We start from the raw sequence: 13,202 nt of genomic DNA on the forward strand, positions 1-13,202 counted from the left end.
AATAAAATTTAAGGAGCCAATCGTTCCATTTTCCAATCAAAATCATCTGTGAGCGTATACCGAATACGATCATGCAATCTATTTGGTCTGCCCTGCCAAAACTCCATTGACACTGGTCTCACTAAATACCCACCCCAATGTTCCGGTCTTTCAATTTCCTTACCGTCATATTCTTTCTCTAACTCGGTAAGCTTATTTTCTAACACAGACCTAGAATCTATAACAGTGCTTTGATCAGAAACTAAAGCTCCTAATTTACTTCCATCAGGTCTTGACTCAAAATAACCATCAGAGAGATTTTTTGCCAATTTCTCGGCAGTACCTTTTATAATAATTTGGCGTTCTAAATTTGCCCAGAAAAAAGAAATACAAATTTTAGGATTTTCACTTATCGCTCTTCCTTTCTCACTATTATAGTTGGTGTAAAAAATAAAACCTTCGTGTGTATATTTTTTAAGAAGAACAACCCTGCTTTTTGGAAAACCATCCAGACCAACCGTAGAAACTGTCATGGCATTAGGCTCATCAACTCCATCCGATTTCTCAACTTCGTAAAACCAGGTTTGAAATAGCTGAATTGGGTTGTCAGATATACTATCTTCCATCAACGCGCTTTTCTCGTATGATTTTCTATAATCTCCTAAATCTTTTTGCATCATTTTCGTGTTAAAAACAAGATAAACAAAGTTCTAAAAAGAAAGGAAAATAAACGATATAAAAATGTATTAAAACATTTAAAAATCGAAAGTCTTGCCATCATCGGCAAGCAGCACATTAGGAAAAATCGTTGAAGCCTCTTCTTTAAATAGCTCTATAGATTTATAACGCGTAGAATAATGACCTAATACTAAGGTTTTTACGTTTGCAGCTTTTGCTACTTTTGCAGCTTGCATTGCTGTTGCATGCTTCGTTTTCTTTGCCAATTCAGCTTCTGACTCTAAAAAGGTAGATTCATGATACAAAACATCAACATCTTTAATTTTTGCAGCTAAGCTTTCATCATAAATAGTATCACTACAAAAGGCGTAAGATTTGGGCTTAGGCGGATCATAAGTCAATTCACTATTCCCAATTACCTCTCCATTGTCTAGAGTAATATCTTTACCATTTTTTATATTCTGGTAATAGGCTTTATCTATACCGTATTCCTCAACAGCTTCTATATTCAGCTTTCTATTTCCTACTTTCTCTCTAAATAAATAACCGTTCGTATAAATTCTATGATCTAATGGTATTGTAGTAACGCTGATTTTAGTATCCTCAAAAATAAGCTCAGACTCTTTACTTGTAAGTTCATGAAATAATAAAGGATAGTTCGTCCACGAATCGCCTAATTTCAAAAGCAATGTTATAACCTCCTTTATGCCCTTTGGTCCATATACATGAAGCTCCTTTTCTCTACCAAGTAATCTCATCGTAGAAATGAAACCCGGCAGACCAAAAAAATGGTCTCCATGAAGGTGCGAGATGAAAATATGATTAATTCTTGAGAACTTTATTTTATGCCTTCTTAGTTCCACTTGTGTACCCTCACCACAATCAATTAACACAATATGGTTATTGATTTCTAGAACTTGAGATGTTGGGTTCGTAAACGTTCTTGGTGTTGCCGCATAACAGCCCAATACAGTAAGATGCATATTAATTTTATTCTATATTTTCTTGATATAGCTTGTTACAGCCCTAAATCGCGTTCAATTTCTTCCATTTCAACAACATCGCGTGCTTCTTGAAGTGAAGGAACTAAATTAATTTCTTCTGGCACATCATCATATGAGACCTGATCAGATACCAATACAAATGACTTACCATTTTTCTTATGCTTTCTTGCTATTTCTAAAAATGAAATAACATTATAAGGCGTCAATTCTGAGAAACTCAATAAATCTAATACGAGATTATCATTCTTAAACTTGGCATATTCGTTCTCTAAATTTTCAAGAAAGCGTTCAATAGAATTTTTTTCTTGAGAGACGATAATCAACGATCCTTCTTTAGTAAAAATCATATCATTTAATTTTAGATGCTAACAAATATATCACTGCCATACGTATGGCTACTCCGTTTTCAACTTGATTTAAAATTATAGATTGTTTTGAATCAGCAACATCACTTGTAATTTCAACTCCCCTATTTATTGGTCCGGGGTGCATAATTACAATTTCTTTGTCTAAACTATCAAGCAACTTTTTATTGACTCCAAATTGCTGAGTGTATTCTCTTGTTGTTGGAAAATAAGATATATCTAATCTTTCGTTCTGTATACGTAGCATATTTGCCACATCGCACCATTCTAATGCCTTTCTAAGATTAGTTTCAACACCTACACCTAAAGATTCTATATATTTAGGCAACAAAGTTTTAGGTCCACATACCTTAACATTTGCTCCTTGTAATTTCAGAGCAAAAATATTTGAAAGCGCTACTCTTGAATGTAATATATCACCAACAATTACCACATTTTTACCAGCAACATCGCCAAGTTTTTCACGAATAGAGTAAGAATCTAATAATGCCTGTGTAGGGTGTTCGTGTGCCCCATCGCCCGCATTTACAATAGAAGCATTTACATGCTTTGACAAGAATATACCCGCACCAGGATTTGGATGCCGCATGACCACCATATCTACTTTCATAGATAAAATGTTATTAACGGTATCTATTAAAGTTTCTCCTTTTTTTACTGATGATTGACTAGCAGAAAAATTAAGTACATCTGCAGATAGTCGTTTTTCTGCAAGCTCAAACGATAATTTAGTTCTGGTACTATTTTCAAAAAATATATTGGCAATAGTGATATCACGAAGAGAAGGAACTTTTTTAATGGAGCGATTGATCACTTCCTTAAAATGATCTGCAGTTTCAAAAATAAGCTGAATATCGGTTTCCTTTAGGTATTTAATTCCCAGTAAGTGTTTAACACTCAGTTCGCTCATTTTCTTATCTATTTACTAAATATATAATATCCTCCCCGTCATTTTCTTCCCACATCACCTTTACTTTTTCATCATTAATAGCATCTACTTGTCTACCTCTATAATTAGGTTGTATAGGTAAATGCCTACTAAATCTTCGGTCAATTAAACACAACAGTTCTACATCTTTTGGTCTACCAAAAGACTGTAGAGCAGTCAAAGCCGCATTTATACTTCTACCGGTATAGAGAACATCATCTATTAAGACAACGTTCTTATCTTCTATTAAAAAATCAATTTTTGTTTTCGTAGCTTCTAAAGTCTTATCGCCTCTTCTAAAATCATCACGATAAAATGTGATATCTAAAAAGCCAAGATCAATTTGCTTTACTTTATATTCTTCTTTAAGAATCTTAGTTAAGCGTTGGGCAAGAAATTTACCCCTAGGTTGAATACCTATTAATACCGTATTTTCAAAACTTAAATGGTTCTCAAGAAGCTGACAAGCCAATCTATGCAGGATGATATTTATTTCTTTTGAAGAGAGTAAAACTTTTTGACTCATAATTAACACCCGTGCTTTTAGCTAAACAAAAATAGATAATTCTATCTAAACTTTGACAGCTTAAATTAGGAAGTAAAATAGAATGAATAAATTTAGGTACCTATCTGGGAAATCTACAACCCTAGTATAGAGAAAAAAGCTTCTTTATGACTTTCACCAATAGGAATTCGCATATCGTTTATAACTATTCTATTGCGCTGAACAGTTTTAATATAATTTACATTTACTAGATAAGATTTATGCACTCTAAGAAACTGATTAGAAGGTAATTTACTCATAATCTCTTTAAAACTCATGAGTGTAAGAATGGTCTTGTTCGTATTGACAACGTGAATCTTTAAATAATCTTTTAGACCCTGTACATATTCAATTTGATCTAAATTGATTTTTATACTTTCATATTCTGCCTTTACAAAAATGAATTTTTTATCTACTGAATTATCGCCGGCCGATGAGAATACGTTTGCTTCCATAATAGTTTTTTGTTTTTTAGATATTAAATCTTGTACTCGTGATACTGATTTTATAAAACGATGATATGGTATCGGCTTTACTAAATAATCAACTGCATTCAACTCAAACCCTTCAACGGCATATTGCGAATAGGCTGTTGTAAATATGAAAAATGGTCGATTATCTAAAGTGCCCATAAAATCGATTCCGTTAATTTGAGGCATTTCGATATCACAAAAAATTAAGTCGATTTTTTTCTCTTTTATATCGCTAATAGCATCTAACGGATTGGTGTATGTTTTTACCAAATCGATAAAATCTAGTTTTTCACAATAACCTGAAAGTATTTCTATTGCTAATGGCTCATCATCTATAATTATACATTTCATAGGCTTGATTGTTTTTGGTAAATAGTTAATGACACTTCGTAATCTTTTCCGTCATTCTCAACTTCAAGATCATGTAACCCTGGGTAGATTAGCGTTAATTGGTTTCTAATATTTTCTAAACCAATACCAGAATTCTTTGTAGGCTCTCTAATAACCCCTATTTTATTCTTAACATTTAAAAAAACAGAGGTATCTGTAATAATCAAAGCAATTTTCACATAGGTTTTACCTTTATAGTCGGTACCATATTTAAAGGCATTTTCAATAAAAGAAATAAATAGTAAGGGAGGTACTGCTCTTCCCCTGTCTTCTCCTGTTATTTTTAAAGAAACATTTTCACTATCAGATAATCGCAATCGCTGTAATTGAATGTAACTTTTTATATAATCTATTTCTTTGTTCAATGGTACCAAGTCTTTATCAGCCTCGTAAATCATATACCTCATTAACTCAGACAAATCAACTATAGCCTCAGAAGTATCTGGTGATTTTTTTACCGAAAGCGCATAAATCGTATTAAGTGTATTGAATAAAAAATGCGGATTCAACTGCGCTTTTAAAAATTGAAGCTCAGACTTAATGTTTTCCTTTTCTACCGATAAGCGTAAATTTTCATTACGCTTCCATTCTACATATATTCTTAATATAGCACTAATTACATAGGGTATCCCAAGATTTACGAACGATCTATAAATAGGCATATAACCAAAACCTCTTGGACGTTGAAAATCCATTATAAAGTTTTCCGGAAACTTTGGTTCGTAAAAGTGATTTAGCAGCATCACAGAAGCTACCAACAAACCCAATGAGACCAAAAGGTAAAACAGTACACTTTTTTTCAGCAGATACTCTGGCACTAAATAGAAGTAGTTGAAATAAAAAAGAACGATTATAACAATCAGCTTTGGAAAAACATCTAAAGGAATTGGTCTTGCATCGTTCAAAATCGGATAAAAAGTGAGTCCATATAACAATATCCATATACTAATATGAACAACTATTTGAACCCTATTTTTTATAATCGATTTCATAAAGAAATTAGCGCCTTGTCGCAATAGCAATATTTAATTCTGCTAAATCTGTTGGTAATAAAATTGGCGATTTACCTTCTTCTAATTTTGATATTACAAGATTTGCAGTTTTTAAGGCCTGAGCCTTGGTAGCAAATTTTTGCTTGCCCGGAAAACCTGGTATATATTCTTGTAGAATCACTATTTTTTCTCCTCTCATAATCTGATAGCCATAACCATCATTTAAATCTACCACCTGACTATGAAAAGTTTGGTTTTCACTAGTGAAAGTTTGATTATAAATTGAATAGCTCAACACAAGTGCCAAAAATAAGACAAGTAAGACCCAATATTTTGCAGTCGAAATCATAAATAAATGTTTAAAAATGGGCCAATCCACACAGATTGACCCAAAAAATTAACAATTGCACTCACTATGAAAAATTAATCTTCCTCTTCGTACTCATCTTGAGGAAAGAATTCATCTAAATCATCTAGGTATAAAGTACCTGTTCTACCCATTCCTATAAATACACGACTTCCATTTGAAAATGCAATAGCATCTTGCCTTGTGGCACCTTCAAAAGACGTTTTTTGCTCCCACTCATCTGATGTAGGATCATACTCCCAAACTGTATTGGTTGCACCACTTAATTCACCACATGCTATATAGCCGTAACCATTTAATGTAAAACCAACTGCATTACTTCTTTGAACAGCGTAATCATCTTCTTCATCCAAATCTAATTTCTTTGTCCAGCTTTCTGTAGTTGGATCAAATACCCAAAAATCATCTAGATATACTCCGTTAGAAACTCCTGTTCCTAAATAGGTCAATCCATCAATGGTAAACGTTGTTGCCGACCTTCTTTTGTTTCCTCCAAAACCAACTAACTCTGTCCAAGTATCATTGCCAGGATTATATTTCCAGAAATCTTTTCTATCGTTCTCGCCATCATAGCCAGTACCTACGTAACCAAAGCCATTAGTACCAAAGCCAACTGCACTTCTTCTTGCCGTTGTTAACGACGCTATTTCTGTCCATGTATTAGATGCTGTGTTATAGCTATAAAAATCTGTTAATTCATCTACCCCATCATAACCTGAGCCAATGTAACCAGTACCGTCTATTTCAAAACCTACTGCGGCGTTTCTTGCCACCCCAGGAAAATCTGCCTTTTGCGACCAATAATCACCTTCTATATCATATGCCCAAAATGAAGACAAATAATCATCTCCATCATAACCAACACCCATATAACCTACATTGTCAATTGTAAAGCCCGATATACTACTTCTTGGGCTACCATCAAATACAGATTTGTCTACCCAGTTTCCTAAATCGTCATCGTCATCATCACTTGAACAACTTGTAATTACCATGGCCAATAGTGCCATACCAGTAATTTTGTACACATACGATTTTCTTTTATTCATTATTTTTTGTTTTAAGGTTCTTTCTTTTCAAGATCAAATCTACTAGAGACCCTACTGTTCAAAAAAACACAATAGATTAAAATTGGTTTTTAACATACCAAACCTTTGTTTTCATCTACCAACACAAATTTTTCATTAATAGCTTAAATAACAGAGTTCATCCCTTAACATTCACGATTCGTCTATTCAGGTTTTTACAACCAAGCCTGGTATTTAGTTTTGATAAAAATTAAATACTAAATGAAGGTGTTCTTAAACAAAGTACGTGCGCTCTACATGATTATGCTAGGCGGTTTCCTATCAATTGCTATCATATCGTGTAGCGATGATATTTATAATGACTCAGAATTTGTTGCTGGTGAAACTTTTACCGATAGCAATGTTCGCCTTATACTAATTGACACATTAACCGTCAGTACTTCCACCATGAAGTTTGATAGTATTGTCACTTCAGAATCAACTAGAATACTTTTAGGAAAATACACCGACACCGTTTTCGGTACTGTTACAACATCTAGCTATATGCAACTTTTACCCGAAACATACACTATTGACTCTGAAGCTATTTTCGACAGTATTGTCATGGTTATGGGATATGACAACTACTATTATAATGATACGCTGCAGAAAAATAGTATACACATTAAAAAAATCAATGAAAATTTTAACCCAGTAGGTGATGATTTCTTCTATAACACAAGTAGTATAGGTTATGACGAAACCGACCTTGGTTTTTCTGAATATTACCCAAGACCATTATCTGGTGATTCAATTACTATTAAACTTGTAGATGATTTTGGTACAGATGTATTTTCTCAACTTCAAGAAAAAAACATTGTAAACGCTGATGAGTATCGAGATTACTTTAAAGGTATTGGTCTAGTACCAGATGACATAGATAACGGAGCCATCATAGGTTTTTCAAAATCTTCTGAAAACACTTATATGCGTTTATATTATAGTACAGATACTGAATACGAATCTGAGCAAGAATATCTTGATATACAAATAGATGGTACTACTACTCCTGTTCCATTTTTTAATAGAATTACAGCAGATGATCCTATTACTCCTTTGCAAACCTTAACTGATAGTAAGATAAATTTAGAAAGTTCAGATTCTAACAACCAAAGCTATATTCAGTCTGGTGTTGGTATTGCTATGCGTGTACAATTTCCCAGTATAACAAGTCTTTATGACATACCTGGTAGCGGAACTATTTTAGACGGAGTTTTGAAAATTAAACCAACAGCGCAATCTTATGATGACCATTTAAAACTTAGAGACACACTTGCCGTTTACGTGGTTGATCAAAACAATGATTTAATTGAGACGCTAACATCTACTTCATTTGCTATTCTTAATAGAGATAATCAAGAATTTAATGACATCTACTATGAAATACCCATTGCCTATTATTTAGAAGAATTACAATTAAAAGATAGAGATATTGATGATGCTTTGATTCTGCTTCCTGCAGATTATAACTCTACGGTCGATAGATTTATTTTGAACGGAAACGGTAATGGCGAAAACGAAACAATTTTAGAATTAACATACGGTATATACGATGAAGATTAACCAAATACTATTTTTTACCATAGCAGCACTGTTAGCTTTTAACCAGTCTTCAGCCCAGTCTGAAGCTTTAACTAGCTCGCCATATTCGCTATACGGATTAGGAGTCATTAACCAGACAAGTATCGGAAAATTTAATAGCTTAGGCTACAGCGGTATCGGCATAAAATCTCCGTACGAGCTAAACAATTTAAACCCGGCAAACTACGCCTTAATACCTCAAAACTCCTTCTTATATGACATAGGTGTTACCGGTGAATTTAATAGTTACAGCAACACTTCTTCTTCTGAAGAAAAATCGAATGTAAACTTTTCTAATTTAGCCTTCGGATTTAGAATTATGGAAAATTTAGGTGCCGGTATCACCATGACACCCTATAGCGATGTTGGTTATTCGCTACTTGGCGTTAGTAGTAATATTGAGGGATCTACAGAATCTTTTGAAAGTAACATTACCGGATTGGGCGGATTAAATGATATTAAGCTAAATGTTGGTTATGCTCTAATGCCAAAATTGAGATTAGGTTTAAGTGCGTCGTTTTTATTCGGAAACATTGAAGAAACGGAATCTTTCATTTATAGCACTTCTACATTTGAATCTGTAGAGCAAACTAATTATAGTGGTGCAAGATTAGGTTTTGGACTTCAATATGATGTCAATGACAAAATAACTATTGGTAGTACAGTAAAACTACCAACAAGTTTAAACGGAAACCTAAAAAGATCTGTCGATAAAACAATATCAGGAATTGCAATTTCTGTGGAAGATGAAAGCTCTGGTAATGTTTCTGATTTTAAACTTCCTTTAGAGTTTGGTTTTGGTATGAGTATAAAACCTATTGAAGAACTGACCTTTAGTGCCGATTATAAGAAAAACTTCTGGTCAGACACTAATCAATCAGAAAACATTGGCAGCTATGAAGATCAAGATATTTACGCCTTTGGTCTAGAATTTATTCAAGACCCTACCAGTTACAAATATGGTCAAAGACTTGCCTACAGATTAGGTTATAATTATGATAATGGGTACTTAGCCATAGGTGACAAAAAGGTGGAGGGTTATAATTTTACTGCAGGTATTGGCATACCAACAAGCAGAGGTACCCACTCTATGATCAACCTTTCTTATAGTTATGGTTCAAAGGGACTTTTGCAAAACGTTTTAGTAAAAGAGAATTTTCACCTAGTTACTTTAAACTTGAGTTTAGAAGACATCTGGTTTGTAAAGAAGAAGGTGTACTAATTTAAAAAACGAAATACTTATTAAAACAATAAATTATGAAGTGAATTAAACTTTTATTATTAAAATCTCCATTAGTAATTCATTTTTTTTGGAACCCTAATAGGAACTGAGAATTGTGGATATTAAAAAAGCCCAGATTAATTTCTGGGCTTTTACTTTTGATACTTGCCAAAGATATATCCTATCAAACCAAGGCAAGAAATCACTGAAACTAATTATCTACTTATCTTTAAAGTAATTTAAATTTCTATATCAACATCTCCATTAGAAATTCAATTTATCAGCACTTAAAAGTGAAAATAATAGACACAAAAAAAAGCCCGGATACATATCCGGGCTTTTACTTTTGACCCTTATAAAGGATCTATACTATGAAATTACTTCTTCTTAGAATCAGCTTCCATTTTGTCTTTCAACGCTTGTAGTGCATCGTTAGCATCACCTAATGTAGGCTTAGCTTCATCTGCGCTAGCTGCTTGTCTTTTGACAGCTGCTTTTACATTACGTTGCTCTTCTTCACGGAAAATAGCAGTATGACTAGCTACTACACGTTTGAAGTCTTTATTGAACTCAATAATCTTGAATTCAGCTTCATCGCCTTTACCTAGTTTCTTACCATCTTCTTTCTCTAAATGACGTTGAGGAATGAATGCAGTAATATCTTCGTTAAATTCAATTGTTGCACCTTTATCAACTACATCAGAAATGGTTGCTGTATGAACTGTACCCAATGCGAATTCAGTTTCATATTTATCCCAAGGGTTTTCAGTAGTTTGTTTATGACCTAAGCTTAACTTACGACCATCAACATCTAATTCTAACACCTCAACCTCTAAAGTATCACCAACATTGGTAAACTCAGATGGATGCTTGATTTTCTTAGTCCAAGAAAGATCAGAGATATAAATTAAACCATCAATACCTTCTTCTAGCTCAACAAAAACACCAAAGTTTGTAAAGTTTCTTACAATACCTTTATGCTTAGAACCTACAGGATATTTAGTAGTAATATCAGTCCAAGGATCTGGAGTCAATTGCTTGATACCAAGAGACATTTTACGATCTTCACGATCCAATGTCAATACAACTGCTTCAACCTCATCACCAACTTTTACGAAATCTTGTGCAGAACGCAAGTGCGTAGACCAAGACATTTCAGAAACGTGGATAAGACCTTCAACACCTTCAACAACTTCGATGAATGCGCCGTAATCAGCTATAACAACTACTTTACCTTTTACTTTATCACCAATCTTAATTTCATCAGATAAAGCTTCCCAAGGATGCTTCTCTAATTGCTTAAGACCTAATTGAATTCTAGATTTGTTTTCATCAAAATCAAGAATTACAACATTTAATTTCTGGTCAAGTTCAACAACCTCGTTCGGGTGGTTGATTCTGCTCCAAGAAAGGTCAGTAATGTGAACTAAACCATCAACACCACCTAGATCAATAAACACACCGTAAGAAGTAATGTTTTTAACAACACCTTCTAATACTTGTCCTTTTTCTAATTGGCTAATGATTTCTTTCTTCTGTTCTTCAATATCAGCTTCAATAAGAGCTTTATGAGAAACAACAACGTTTTTAAATTCGTGGTTGATTTTTACAACCTTAAATTCCATTGTTTTGTTAACATACTGATCGTAATCACGAATAGGCTTAACATCTATTTGAGAACCTGGTAAGAAAGCTTCAATACCAAATACGTCAACGATCATACCACCTTTAGTTCTGCACTTAACAAAACCACTAACGATTTCTTCTTTGTCATGAGCCGCGTTAACACGATCCCAAGCCATAATAGTTCTCGCCTTTCTGTGAGATAATACTAGTTGACCACTTTTATCCTCACGAATATCAATCAATACCTCTACTTTGTCACCAACTTTTAAACCTGGGTTGTAACGAAATTCGTTTAACGAAATTACACCTTCAGATTTTGCGTTGATATCAATAATAGCTTCTCTATCTGTGATATAAACTACCGTACCTTCTACTACTTCCTCATCGGCAGTATCTACAAAGTTCTCGGCAACTAATTTTTCAAATTCCTTCAATTTAGAATCGTCAACACGCTCAATTCCTTGCTCGTATTTTTCCCAATTGAAACTTTCTAAAAATTCTTGTGGATCTTGCTGTGGAGTTTCAACAGCTTGTTGTGTTGCTTCAGTAGTAGCTTCTACCTCTGCGTTTGTTTTTTCTTCAGCCATTTGCTGATTAATAATTTGTATTCCATAACCTTATCAAGACTTAGGCAACGACTATGAAAGTAGTTATATTTATTTGTTTATCTAATCCCTTTTTTCTCTTGACTTCCTTGCAAAAAAGGTGTGCAAAAATAATCATTTTATTTAAATTAGGCAACACAACAAGATATTACACGTTCATTTAATGAATTTGGCATGATTTTAGAATTAAATATCCTAAATATGCTTATCTTAGAAGTATTATAATAACCATTAAAAAAAGTAAAATTATGAGTGTTAAGGCAAAATATCAAGGTCTTTTGAATCTTGGTGAGCAATTAGGTATAAAAGACGGTAATGTAACTGTTGAAGGCGATGTTCTTAAAATAAAAGGACAAGCAAAAACGCCTTATGAAAAAGACCTAATGTGGGATAAAATTAAGGAACTAGGTGGTGAAAGCCCTTCTGATATAAAAGCTAATATCACTGTTGAGGACGATTCTGTTTATCACAGACATGTAGTTAAAGGTGGTGAGTCTTTAAGTAAAATAGCGAAGCACTATTACGGTGATGCTATGCAATACAAAGCTATATTTGAAGCAAACACTGGTATCTTAAAAAGCCCAGATGTTATTCATCCAGATCAAGTATTGGTTATACCAAACAAATAGTATTGATACTATATAAATAAAAAGAGGTTAGCATTGCTAACCTCTTTTTTTATGCTTGATGTTTTTCTATAACCCGGAGCGAATGTTCATACATTCTTTGAAACTGATCCTCTAGCCCTAAATCACTATTATCAAACTCAATAGCATCGTCTGCTCTCTTTAAAGGTGAAATTGCACGGTTACTATCTATATAATCTCGTTTTTCAACATTTTCAAGAATATCTGCATAAACCACATCTTCTCCCCTATCCAACAATTCTTTATATCTTCTTACCGCACGTTTTTCTGGTGAAGCCGTCATGAAAATCTTAAGCTCAGCACCAGGAAAAACCACTGTACCGATATCTCTACCGTCCATAACAAGACCTTTATCAGCACCCATCGCTTGTTGCATGGCTACCAACTTCTCTCGCACAGCTGAGATAACAGAAACCTGACTCACATTTTTTGACACAGGCATAGTTCTTATTTCCTTCTCTACATTTTCACCATTCAAATACATTTCGGCATACCCTAAATCTGAATTAAAAATAAAATTCAATTTAATATCTCCTAATGATTTCACTAATGCATCTTCATCCACCTCACCCGCTTCTACAAAACCGGACTTCATAGCAAATAGAGTAACTGCACGATACATTGCACCTGTATCTACATAAACATATTCTAGCTTTTTAGCCAATTGCTTAGCTAAAGTGCTTTTTCCCGTAGAAGAGAATCCATCAATTGCAATAGTGATTTTTTTCATTGTT

The 13,202-nt window shown here is 33.6% G+C and carries 14 protein-coding genes; 3 read left to right on the forward strand and 11 right to left on the reverse strand.

All coding sequences use genetic code 11. The features are described from left to right. Window positions 1-8: 8 nt before the first annotated feature. The 9 genes from pdxH to BUC31_RS15195 all read right to left on the reverse strand — a co-directional run bounded on the left by pdxH (window position 9) and on the right by BUC31_RS15195 (window position 6,769). Entirely contained in the window at window positions 9-656 is a 648-nt protein-coding gene (gene pdxH, locus BUC31_RS15155; RefSeq protein WP_073246006.1) for a pyridoxamine 5'-phosphate oxidase, read from the reverse strand. A 78-nt stretch (window positions 657-734) separates the two neighbouring features. Next, window positions 735-1,640: a ribonuclease Z gene (locus BUC31_RS15160; RefSeq protein ID WP_073245632.1), complete on the reverse strand. Its 906-nt coding sequence runs from the start codon at window positions 1,638-1,640 to the stop codon at window positions 735-737. A 35-nt stretch (window positions 1,641-1,675) separates the two neighbouring features. Continuing rightward, window positions 1,676-2,008, reverse strand: a complete 333-nt coding sequence (locus tag BUC31_RS15165; RefSeq protein ID WP_073245635.1) for a ribonuclease Z — start codon at window positions 2,006-2,008, stop codon at window positions 1,676-1,678. 1 nt (window position 2,009) lies between these two features. Then, on the reverse strand, window positions 2,010-2,936 hold the full coding sequence (locus tag BUC31_RS15170) for an aspartate carbamoyltransferase catalytic subunit (RefSeq protein ID WP_058105770.1): 927 nt from the start codon (window positions 2,934-2,936) through the stop codon (window positions 2,010-2,012). Between the two features lie 4 nt (window positions 2,937-2,940). Beyond that, window positions 2,941-3,480: a bifunctional pyr operon transcriptional regulator/uracil phosphoribosyltransferase PyrR gene (gene pyrR, locus BUC31_RS15175; protein ID WP_073245639.1), complete on the reverse strand. Its 540-nt coding sequence runs from the start codon at window positions 3,478-3,480 to the stop codon at window positions 2,941-2,943. A gap of 113 nt (window positions 3,481-3,593) precedes the next feature. Beyond that, entirely contained in the window at window positions 3,594-4,322 is a 729-nt protein-coding gene (locus BUC31_RS15180; RefSeq protein WP_073245641.1) for a LytR/AlgR family response regulator transcription factor, read from the reverse strand. Continuing rightward, on the reverse strand, window positions 4,319-5,353 hold the full coding sequence (locus tag BUC31_RS15185) for a sensor histidine kinase (RefSeq protein WP_073245643.1): 1,035 nt from the start codon (window positions 5,351-5,353) through the stop codon (window positions 4,319-4,321). Before BUC31_RS15185 ends, BUC31_RS15180 begins: the two co-directional genes overlap by 4 nt. Before the next feature lie 7 nt (window positions 5,354-5,360). Continuing rightward, on the reverse strand, window positions 5,361-5,702 hold the full coding sequence (locus tag BUC31_RS15190) for a DUF4907 domain-containing protein (RefSeq protein WP_073245645.1): 342 nt from the start codon (window positions 5,700-5,702) through the stop codon (window positions 5,361-5,363). A 74-nt stretch (window positions 5,703-5,776) separates the two neighbouring features. Then, a complete protein-coding gene (locus tag BUC31_RS15195) occupies window positions 5,777-6,769 on the reverse strand; it encodes a Kelch repeat-containing protein (protein WP_084135054.1) in 993 nt (330 codons plus the stop codon). Window positions 6,770-7,009: 240 nt separating this feature from the next. On the opposite strand from BUC31_RS15195, the gene BUC31_RS15200 reads away from it, so the two are divergent. Both BUC31_RS15200 and BUC31_RS15205 read left to right on the forward strand, forming a co-directional pair. Next, window positions 7,010-8,350: a DUF4270 family protein gene (locus BUC31_RS15200; RefSeq protein WP_073245647.1), complete on the forward strand. Its 1,341-nt coding sequence runs from the start codon at window positions 7,010-7,012 to the stop codon at window positions 8,348-8,350. Beyond that, window positions 8,340-9,590: a BamG family beta-barrel-assembly machinery protein gene (locus BUC31_RS15205; RefSeq protein ID WP_073245649.1), complete on the forward strand. Its 1,251-nt coding sequence runs from the start codon at window positions 8,340-8,342 to the stop codon at window positions 9,588-9,590. Before BUC31_RS15200 ends, BUC31_RS15205 begins: the two co-directional genes overlap by 11 nt. A gap of 377 nt (window positions 9,591-9,967) precedes the next feature. On the opposite strand, the gene rpsA is transcribed toward BUC31_RS15205, so the two are convergent. Continuing rightward, on the reverse strand, window positions 9,968-11,803 hold the full coding sequence (gene rpsA, locus BUC31_RS15210) for a 30S ribosomal protein S1 (protein WP_073245651.1): 1,836 nt from the start codon (window positions 11,801-11,803) through the stop codon (window positions 9,968-9,970). A 266-nt stretch (window positions 11,804-12,069) separates the two neighbouring features. On the opposite strand from rpsA, the gene BUC31_RS15215 reads away from it, so the two are divergent. Next, window positions 12,070-12,450: a LysM peptidoglycan-binding domain-containing protein gene (locus tag BUC31_RS15215; RefSeq protein ID WP_073245653.1), complete on the forward strand. Its 381-nt coding sequence runs from the start codon at window positions 12,070-12,072 to the stop codon at window positions 12,448-12,450. Window positions 12,451-12,499: 49 nt separating this feature from the next. Here the strand turns inward: BUC31_RS15215 and cmk are convergent, their stop codons facing one another. After that, window positions 12,500-13,198 (reverse strand): (d)CMP kinase, encoded by a 699-nt coding sequence (gene cmk / locus BUC31_RS15220; protein ID WP_073245656.1) that lies wholly within the window; start codon window positions 13,196-13,198, stop codon window positions 12,500-12,502. Window positions 13,199-13,202: the final 4 nt, after the last annotated feature.

It is taken from the genome of Maribacter aquivivus, from assembly GCF_900142175.1.
Taxonomy (GTDB): domain Bacteria; phylum Bacteroidota; class Bacteroidia; order Flavobacteriales; family Flavobacteriaceae; genus Maribacter; species Maribacter aquivivus.

Excerpts from the sequence above, each read along its gene's own strand:
- BUC31_RS15200 (WP_073245647.1), top strand. The coding sequence starts at position 7,010 with ATGAAGGTGTTCTTAAACAAAGTACGTGCGCTCTACATGATTATGCTA.
- BUC31_RS15165 (WP_073245635.1), bottom strand. The coding sequence starts at position 2,008 with ATGATTTTTACTAAAGAAGGATCGTTGATTATCGTCTCTCAAGAAAAA.
- cmk (WP_073245656.1), bottom strand. The coding sequence starts at position 13,198 with ATGAAAAAAATCACTATTGCAATTGATGGATTCTCTTCTACGGGAAAA.
- BUC31_RS15215 (WP_073245653.1), top strand. The coding sequence starts at position 12,070 with ATGAGTGTTAAGGCAAAATATCAAGGTCTTTTGAATCTTGGTGAGCAA.
- BUC31_RS15180 (WP_073245641.1), bottom strand. The coding sequence starts at position 4,322 with ATGAAATGTATAATTATAGATGATGAGCCATTAGCAATAGAAATACTT.
- BUC31_RS15170 (WP_058105770.1), bottom strand. The coding sequence starts at position 2,936 with ATGAGCGAACTGAGTGTTAAACACTTACTGGGAATTAAATACCTAAAG.
- BUC31_RS15205 (WP_073245649.1), top strand. The coding sequence starts at position 8,340 with ATGAAGATTAACCAAATACTATTTTTTACCATAGCAGCACTGTTAGCT.
- BUC31_RS15185 (WP_073245643.1), bottom strand. The coding sequence starts at position 5,353 with ATGAAATCGATTATAAAAAATAGGGTTCAAATAGTTGTTCATATTAGT.
- BUC31_RS15190 (WP_073245645.1), bottom strand. The coding sequence starts at position 5,702 with ATGATTTCGACTGCAAAATATTGGGTCTTACTTGTCTTATTTTTGGCA.
- pdxH (WP_073246006.1), bottom strand. The coding sequence starts at position 656 with ATGCAAAAAGATTTAGGAGATTATAGAAAATCATACGAGAAAAGCGCG.
- pyrR (WP_073245639.1), bottom strand. The coding sequence starts at position 3,480 with ATGAGTCAAAAAGTTTTACTCTCTTCAAAAGAAATAAATATCATCCTG.
- BUC31_RS15160 (WP_073245632.1), bottom strand. The coding sequence starts at position 1,640 with ATGCATCTTACTGTATTGGGCTGTTATGCGGCAACACCAAGAACGTTT.
- BUC31_RS15195 (WP_084135054.1), bottom strand. The coding sequence starts at position 6,769 with ATGAATAAAAGAAAATCGTATGTGTACAAAATTACTGGTATGGCACTA.
- rpsA (WP_073245651.1), bottom strand. The coding sequence starts at position 11,803 with ATGGCTGAAGAAAAAACAAACGCAGAGGTAGAAGCTACTACTGAAGCA.